The following is a 7472-nucleotide window of genomic DNA, read 5'->3' on the forward strand; positions in this document are numbered from 1 at the left end:
CCTCGGATCGGGCGGGGGCCTCCGCGTTGCCGTCCTCCGGGTCAGTCGGTGGCCGGGGTGCGGCGGGTGGCGCGCAGGCCGCGCAGGCCGATGGCGCCGACCGCGATGCCGAGGGCGAAGGAGGTGACGGCGAGGAGGAGGTGGACCCAGAAGAAGGCGGTGGGCTGGGAGTGGTCGCCGTTGGTGAAGGCCTGGCCGCCGGAGTCCTTCCAGAGGTTCTTCACGAAGGTCGTCCAGATGATGATCGACCAGACCCCGAAGGCGGTCAGGAACCAGGAAGTGCGACGGCTGAGCTTCATGGGGGTCCTCGGCTTGTGAAGGCGGTGTGCGTCCCCAGTATGCGCGGGCCGCCGATCGGCGTACGGCGGGCCCCTCCTGCGGAGGACGGGCTCCGGGGGGAGGGCAGCGGGAGCCCCGAGTGGGTACGGTCAGCTGGTGCCCACACCCCGACTCACGTTCGCGCGCCTGTGCGCCGCGGTCACCGCGGCCCTCCCGGTCCTGCTCGCCGCCCCGGCGGGCGCGACCCCGCAGCAGCCGCCCCCGTCGGCCGCGGTCGGCGGCGAGCGGCTCGGGCTCCCCGGGGTCCAGGTCGCCCCGATGGCGGGTGCCCCGCCGCTGCCCTCCGACCTCACCGGCCAGTCCTGGATAGTCTCCGACGCGGCGTCGGGCGACGTGCTGGCGGCCAGCAACCCGCACCTGCGGCTGCCCCCGGCGAGCACCCTGAAGATCCTCTTCGCGGACACCGTGCTGCCCAAGTTCGACCGCAACGCGGTGCACCGGGTGGCCGACGAGGAGATCCAGGGGATCGGCCCCGGCAGCAGCCTGGTCGGCATCAAGGAGAACCTGGACTACCGGGTCGAGGACCTGTGGCGCGGGGTGTTCCTGAGCTCCGGCAACGACGCGGTGCACGTCCTGTCGCACATGAACGGCGGCGTCCAGCAGACCGTCACCGAGATGCAGGCGCGCGCCGACGCGCTCCAGGCCCGGGACACCAGGGTGATCTCCCCGGACGGCTACGACATGGACGGCCAGGTCTCCTCGGCCTACGACCTGTCGCTGTTCGCCCGGGCCGGCCTGCGCAACGCGGACTTCCGGACGTACTGCGCCACCCGGGACGCGATGTTCCCGGGCGCCGTCGACCGGAACACCGGCCAGCGCGGCAGCTTCGGGATCGCCAACACCGACCGGCTGCTGGGCAAGTACCCCGGCCTGATCGGGGTGAAGAACGGCACCACCACCAACGCCGGCTCGACCTTCGTCGGCGCCGCCGAGCGCGACGGCCGCACCCTGCTGGTGACGGTGATGCACCCGGCCAGCTACCAGCGGGTGTACGACGAGACGGCCGCCCTGCTGGACTGGGGCTTCGCCGCAGCCGGCAAGGTCCAGCCGGTCGGCAGGCTGGTCGACGAGCTCCCGCCCGCCGGCGCCGAGCCGACCGGCCAGGCCGGCGGCGCCGAGGGCACGCCCGCACCGCCGCCGCACCCCGCGGCCACCACCGCCCCGACGGCGGCGATGGGCACCCGCGGCGGGCTCGGCCTCGGCGGCTGGTCGGCCGTGGTGCTGGCCGGGGCCGCGGCCGGGTACGGCTCGCTGGTGCTGCTGCGGCGCCGCTCCGCCGGCTGACCCGCCGACGGGTGGGAGGGCTCGGCCTCAGTCCCGGGGCCGGGCCCTCCCCTCGCCCTCGTCCTCGCCCTCCCCGTTCTCCTGCTCCTTCTCCTTCTTCCGTTGCTCGGACCGGGCGGCCCGCTCCGCCGCGTCCGCCTCCGCCGCCGCCTCCGCCTCGTCGGCCGCCTCCAGCAGCGCCCGCCCGTGCGCCCTGGTCCGGTCCCGGGCGGCCACCGGGTCGGCCGTCGCCGTCCAGGCCACGCAGTACATCAGCAGCCGGGAGACGAAGTTGATCCACAGCAGCAGCGCCACCGGGGTGGCGAACGCCCCGTACAGGCTCCGTCCGGCGACCGAGCCCAGGTAGGAGGCGAGCAGCAACTTCAGCAGCTCGAAGCCGACCGAGCCGATCAGCGCGGCCTGCACCAGGTCCCGCCGGCGCTGGTCGGTGATCCCGGGGAAGGGCGCCAGCAGGTAGGCGAAGAGCAGCATGTCGCACGCTATGGCGATCAGCACGCCGACCGCGGTCAGCAGGTACCCGCTGTTGAGGCCGATCGCGTCGGCGATCCGGCCGGCGAGCGTGGTGCCGGCGGCGGAGGTGGCCAGCGAGAACAGCGACACCAGGCCGAGGCCGGCCAGCACCGCCACGTCCCACCCCTTGCGCAGGACCGGGTTGCCCTCCTCCTGGGGCAGCTGCCACAGGTCGCGGATCGAGGTACGCATGGTGTCCACCCAGCCGAGGCCGGAGACCAGCAGCAGCGCCCCGCCGACCAGCCCGACGGTGCCCGCGTTGGCCACCAGGGCGGGCAGGTTGAGCGCGTCCGAGAGCCCCGGCAGCTGGTCGGAGATGTGCTCCTGCAGCTCGTGGACCCGGCTGTCGCTCAGCGTCGCGGCGGCGACCGCCAGGCCCACCGTGAGCAGCGGGAAGAGCGCGAGGAAGCCGAAGAAGGTGACGGCGCCGGCCAGCCGGTTGCCCCGGGCGGCGGAGAAGTACTCGTACACCCGGTACGGGCGGCTGCGCAGCACCCGGGCCACGAGCGGGCCGACGACCGGCAGGCGGGTCAGGAAGTCCACCTACCGGTTATAGCCGGTCCGTCCCCCGAACGGGCGTCAGTTCGCGCTCAGCGCTTGACGAGTCGCCGGGCCTTGGCGAGGGCCCGGACGGCCTGGTAGGCGCCGTAGCGGCCGTGGCTGAGCAGCTCGGTGCGCACGCCGTCCACCCCGGCCGGCGGCCGGTAGCCGGCCGGCCGCAGCCGGGCGCAGTGCTCGGCGGCCCGGCGGAAGTACTCGCGGCGGTCGCCGGGCGGGACCCGGCCGGGCTTGGAGACCACGGTGTTGAGGTGGTGCAGCATCCGGCCGTAGACGACCGGGCGCCAGCGGTCCAGGTCGGGGCGGCCGTCGAGGAAGGCGAAGACCAGGTCGTACTGGGCGAACACGTCGAAGTGCTTGCGGCTGGCGGTGGCCAGGATGTTGCCGCCCTCCTGGCGCTGGCGGTAGTGCACGCCGACCTGGTCGAGCAGGGTGATCCGGGCGGCGGCGAGCAGCGCCGGGTACGTCCAGGGGGTGTCCTCGTAGTAGCCGGCCGGGAAGACCAGCCGCTGCTCGGTGACGAAGTCGCGGCGGTAGGCCTTGTTCCAGACGACCTGGAGCAGGTCGAGCAGGTCGGGGCGGGCGTCGAGGTCGAAGACGTCCGGGGAGGCGGCGCCGAAGACGTGCGCGGAGGCGGCCCGGGTGATCCGGCCGTCGGCGTAGGTGCGGGCGTAGTCGTAAACCAGGATGTCCGGGTCACCCGTGGCGGTGAGCCGCTCGTCGATGCTCTTCAGCAATCCGGGGGTCAGCGTGTCGTCGCTGTCGAGGAAGACCACGTAGTCCCCGGTGGCGACCTCCAGGCCGGCGTTGCGGGCCCGGCCGAGGCCGACGTTCTCCGGCAGGTGCAGCACCCGGACCCGGGCGTCGGCGGCGGCGGCCCCGTCCAGGATCGCGCCGCAGCCGTCCGGGGAGCGGTCGTCCACCGCGATCAGTTCGACGTCCGGGCCGTCCTGGCCGAGCACCGAATCGAGGCACTCGGCGAGGTAGTCCTGGACCTGGTACACGGGGACGATCACGCTGAAACGGGACACGGACCCAGCGTAGTGGTCCCCGGGTGGGCGAGGTCCCCGGAGGTAGGATCGGGGGCGCACGTACGCACCGATCCAAGTGCGGTCAGACCCCGTACGGGCTGCCACGCTCCTCCAGAGAAAGGCCTGCGTAGCCGATGGCTCCCCGCCTCTCCATCGTCGTCCCGATCTACAACGTCGAGCGCTACCTCGTCGAATGCCTCGACTCGATCGCCGCCCAGACCTTCACGGACTTCGAGTGCGTCATGGTCGACGACGGTTCGAAGGACGGCAGCGCGGCGCTCGCCGAGGCGTACGCGGCCCAGGACTCCCGGTTCCGGCTGGTCCGACAGGTGAACAAGGGCCTCGGCGCGGCCCGCAACACCGGCATCCGGCACATCGACCCGGACTCCGAGTTCCTGTGCTTCGTGGACAGCGACGACTCGATGCCGCCGAGCGCGTACGAGCTGATGATCAACACGCTGGACGAGACCGGCTCGGACTTCTGCACCGGCAACGTGCTGCGCTTCCGCGCCGTGGGCTACTACCAGTCCGGCGGCCACCTGAAGCCGTTCAAGGAGACCAGGCTCAAGACCCACATCACCGAGATCCCGGCGCTGGTCACCGACCGCACCGCGTGGAACAAGGTGTACCGCCGCTCGTTCTTCGACGCGGCCGGCCTGCTCTACCCCGAGGGCATCCTCTACGAGGACGCGCCGGTCAGCGTGCCGCACCACTACCTGGCCAAGAGCGTGGACGTGCTCTCCGAGCCGATCTACCACTGGCGCGAGCGCGAGGTCGGCGAGATGTCGATCACGCAGATGCGCACCAACCCCAGGGGCCTGATCGACCGGGTCGCCTCGGTCGAGCTGGTCCGCGCCTGGCTGACGAAGCAGACCGAGCCGCGCTTCGCCGAGTACCTGCGCTCCTACGACGAGAACACCCTCGTCGAGGAGATCCCGATGTTCTTCTCGTCCCTCGTCGAAGGGGACAAGGAGTACCGGGACGCCTACCTCCAGCACGTCGGCCGGCTGCTCCGGTCGATCGGCGCCGAGCACGTCGCCCGGCTGCGCGCACCGCTGCGGCTGAAGTACCACCTGACCCTGTCCGGCCGGATGGACGAGCTGGTCGAGCAGATCACGTACGAGCGCGAGAGCGGCGGCGGTGTCCAGGCCCGCGGCCTGCTGCGCCCGTACGCCGACTACCCGTTCCTGCGCGGCGGGCGCAAGAGCGTGCCGGCCGGGGTGCTCAAGCTGGACAACTCGCTGGTGATCCGCAGCCGGCTGTACCGCAGCACCTGGGAGGACGGGAAGCTCCGGCTGACCGGGCACGCGTATCCGGAGCAGCTGGGCGCGGCCGGCAAGCACGACATGGTCCGCACCCTGGTGCTGCGCGAGGCCAAGGGCCGCCGGGTCATCGCGGTGCCGATGCGGACGACGTACAGCCCCGAGGCCACCGCGAGCTGCCACCACGACCTGTACAGCTGCGACTGGTCCGGCTTCACCGTGGCCATAGACCCGAAGAAGCTGAAGCACCGCGGCCAGTGGAAGGACGGCAACTGGCGCCTCCTGGTGGCCGGCGCGGGCAAGGGCGGGGTCTACAAGGGCCGGATCTCGGCCGGGTGGAGCGACAGCGCGCTGTACCTCCCGTCGCACTGGGTCGAGCCGGACGTGCGGATCGTGCCGTGGATCCGGGACAACTTCGTCTACCTCCGGGTGGAGACGGTCAAGGCCCGGGTGACCGGCCTGGCCGCCCACGGCGACCGGCTGGAGGTCTCGGGCGCGGCCCGCTCCGGCCCGAGCTTCGCCGGGGCGCGGCTGCGGCTCACCCACACCGAGTCGGACCGCCACCTGACGTTCCCGCTGGAGCTGGGCGCTCCGGTCGGCTCGCTCCAGCCGTTCACCGCGGCCTTCCCGGTCGCCGAGCTGACCGCCGTCCGCGAGGCCTGGGCCGAGCTGGACCCGGTGGCCGCCGAGCGCAGCCGCGACCACTGGGACGGCGCGCTGCTGCTCGCCGACGGCAGCACCGTCCAGCTGGCCTGGGACGACCGCAACGCGCCCGAGCGGCTGCACCTGGCACTGAACCCGCAGGCCCCGGTCGCCGAGCGCCGGGCGCTCTACTCCAAGCCCTCCCCCCACGGGCACCTCCAGTTCACCGACCAGGTGCTCCAGCCGCTGGTGGACGAGGTGTCCTCGCGCGGCGCCGACGGCTTCCTGCTGAGCGGCTCGTTCCCGCTGCCCGGCGCGCACCGCTGGGAGCTGGTGGTCCGTCACGAGTGGCGCGAGGAGGAGCATGCCTACCCGGTGGAGATCTCCGACGGCCGCTTCCGCACCGCACTGCCCGCCGTGCCGACGGCCTCCTTCGCCGGCCGGGTGCCGCTCTCCCGGGGCACCTGGAACGTCGTCTTCCGCCCGGTCGGCGTGCCGGTGCCCGAACTGCCGGACGCCGCCGCGCTGGTGACCCCGGACTGCTTCGACGTCCTGCCGGTCGAGGTGGAGTCCCGCGGCAAGCGGATAGTGCTGGAGCGCCGCGACCACGACGCCCTGTCGTTGGAGTCGCACTCGGTGCTGCTGCCCGAGGAGCGGGCCGGCTACCGCCAGCGCCAGCTGCAGAGCGTGGACTACCCGGCCGCCCGCCGGCTGCCGGTGCGCGACACGGTGCTGTACCACACGGGCAAGTACGGCACGTACTCCGGCTCGCCCCGGGCGGTGCACGAGGAGCTGGTCCGCCGCGGCCTGTCGCTGGAGCACCTGTGGGGCAACGACGACATGCAGGCCGAGCTGCCGCAGAGCGCGACCGCGCTCCGGTACCGCAGCCCGGAGTGGTACGAGGCGCTGGCCACCGCCAAGTACGTCGTGGCCAGCACCCACCTGCCCGACTTCTTCGTCCGCCGCCCCGACCAGGTGGTCGTCCAGACCTGGCACGGCACCCCGCTGAAGCAGATCGGCTTCGACTTCGAGAAGGTCTGGTTCACCGACTCCAAGTACCTCAAGAGCCTGGCCCGGGAAGTCCCGAACTGGAGCCTGCTGGTGGCCGGCAACCGCTGGTCGGCCCCGGTCCTGCGGCGCGCCTTCGACTTCAAGGGCGAGATCCTGGAGAGCGGTTCGCCCCGCAACGACCTGCTGTTCGCGACCGACCGGGAGAAGACCGCCGAGCAGGTCCGGGAGCGGCTCGGCCTGCCCGAGGGCAAGAAGGTCGTGCTGTACGCGCCGACCTGGCGCGAGGACCGGCGCCGGCCGCAGGGCGGCTATCAGATCGACCTGCGGATCGACCTGGCGGCGGCCAGGGCCGCGCTCGGCGACGACCAGGTGCTGCTGGTGCGCCGGCACCACCTGATGTGCGGCCAGATCCCGGGCGCCGGCAACGGCTACATCTGGGACGTCGGCACCTACCCCGACATGGCGGAGCTGCTGCTGATCGCCGACGTCCTGGTGACCGACTACTCGGCGAGCGCGTTCGACTTCGCGTCGACCGGCAAGCCGATCGTGTTCTTCACCCACGACCTGGAGCACTACCGGGACAACCTGCGCGGCTTCAGCCTGAACTTCGAGGCCGAGGCACCCGGCCCGATGCCGGCCACCTCCGAGGAGCTCCTCTCGGTGCTCGGCCGGGTGGACGAGGTCGCGGCGAAGTACGCGGACCGGGCCGCCGCGTTCCGCGAGGCCTACTGCGACCTGGACGACGGCAAGGCCTCCGCCCGGGTGGTCGACGCGATGCTCCGCAAGGAGTAGCCACCACGCACGATCCGGCGGGCGCCCGGCACCGATCGGTGCC

The 7472-nt window shown here is 72.7% G+C and carries 5 protein-coding genes; 2 read left to right on the forward strand and 3 right to left on the reverse strand.

What is annotated here, in order from left to right; translation table 11 throughout:
- Window positions 1-41: 41 nt before the first annotated feature.
- Window positions 42-299: an SCO4848 family membrane protein gene (locus tag ACFU7Z_RS32505; RefSeq protein ID WP_049649180.1), complete on the reverse strand. Its 258-nt coding sequence runs from the start codon at window positions 297-299 to the stop codon at window positions 42-44.
- Window positions 300-435: 136 nt separating this feature from the next.
- On the opposite strand from ACFU7Z_RS32505, the gene ACFU7Z_RS32510 reads away from it, so the two are divergent.
- On the forward strand, window positions 436-1623 hold the full coding sequence (locus tag ACFU7Z_RS32510; RefSeq protein WP_380781448.1) for a D-alanyl-D-alanine carboxypeptidase family protein: 1188 nt from the start codon (window positions 436-438) through the stop codon (window positions 1621-1623).
- A gap of 27 nt (window positions 1624-1650) precedes the next feature.
- Here the strand turns inward: ACFU7Z_RS32510 and ACFU7Z_RS32515 are convergent, their stop codons facing one another.
- Together ACFU7Z_RS32515 and ACFU7Z_RS32520 are read right to left on the reverse strand one after the other, a co-directional pair.
- Window positions 1651-2676: a YihY/virulence factor BrkB family protein gene (locus tag ACFU7Z_RS32515; RefSeq protein WP_380744545.1), complete on the reverse strand. Its 1026-nt coding sequence runs from the start codon at window positions 2674-2676 to the stop codon at window positions 1651-1653.
- Window positions 2677-2723: 47 nt separating this feature from the next.
- Window positions 2724-3722, reverse strand: coding sequence for a glycosyltransferase family 2 protein (locus ACFU7Z_RS32520; RefSeq protein ID WP_380781450.1), 999 nt, complete (start codon window positions 3720-3722; stop codon window positions 2724-2726).
- 134 nt (window positions 3723-3856) lie between these two features.
- Here ACFU7Z_RS32520 and ACFU7Z_RS32525 point away from each other — a divergent pair, with 134 nt between their 5' ends.
- Window positions 3857-7429: a CDP-glycerol glycerophosphotransferase family protein gene (locus ACFU7Z_RS32525; RefSeq protein ID WP_049657412.1), complete on the forward strand. Its 3573-nt coding sequence runs from the start codon at window positions 3857-3859 to the stop codon at window positions 7427-7429.
- Window positions 7430-7472 lie beyond the last annotated feature (43 nt).

This window comes from Kitasatospora sp. NPDC057518 (genome assembly GCF_042802075.1).
GTDB lineage: Bacteria > Actinomycetota > Actinomycetes > Streptomycetales > Streptomycetaceae > Kitasatospora.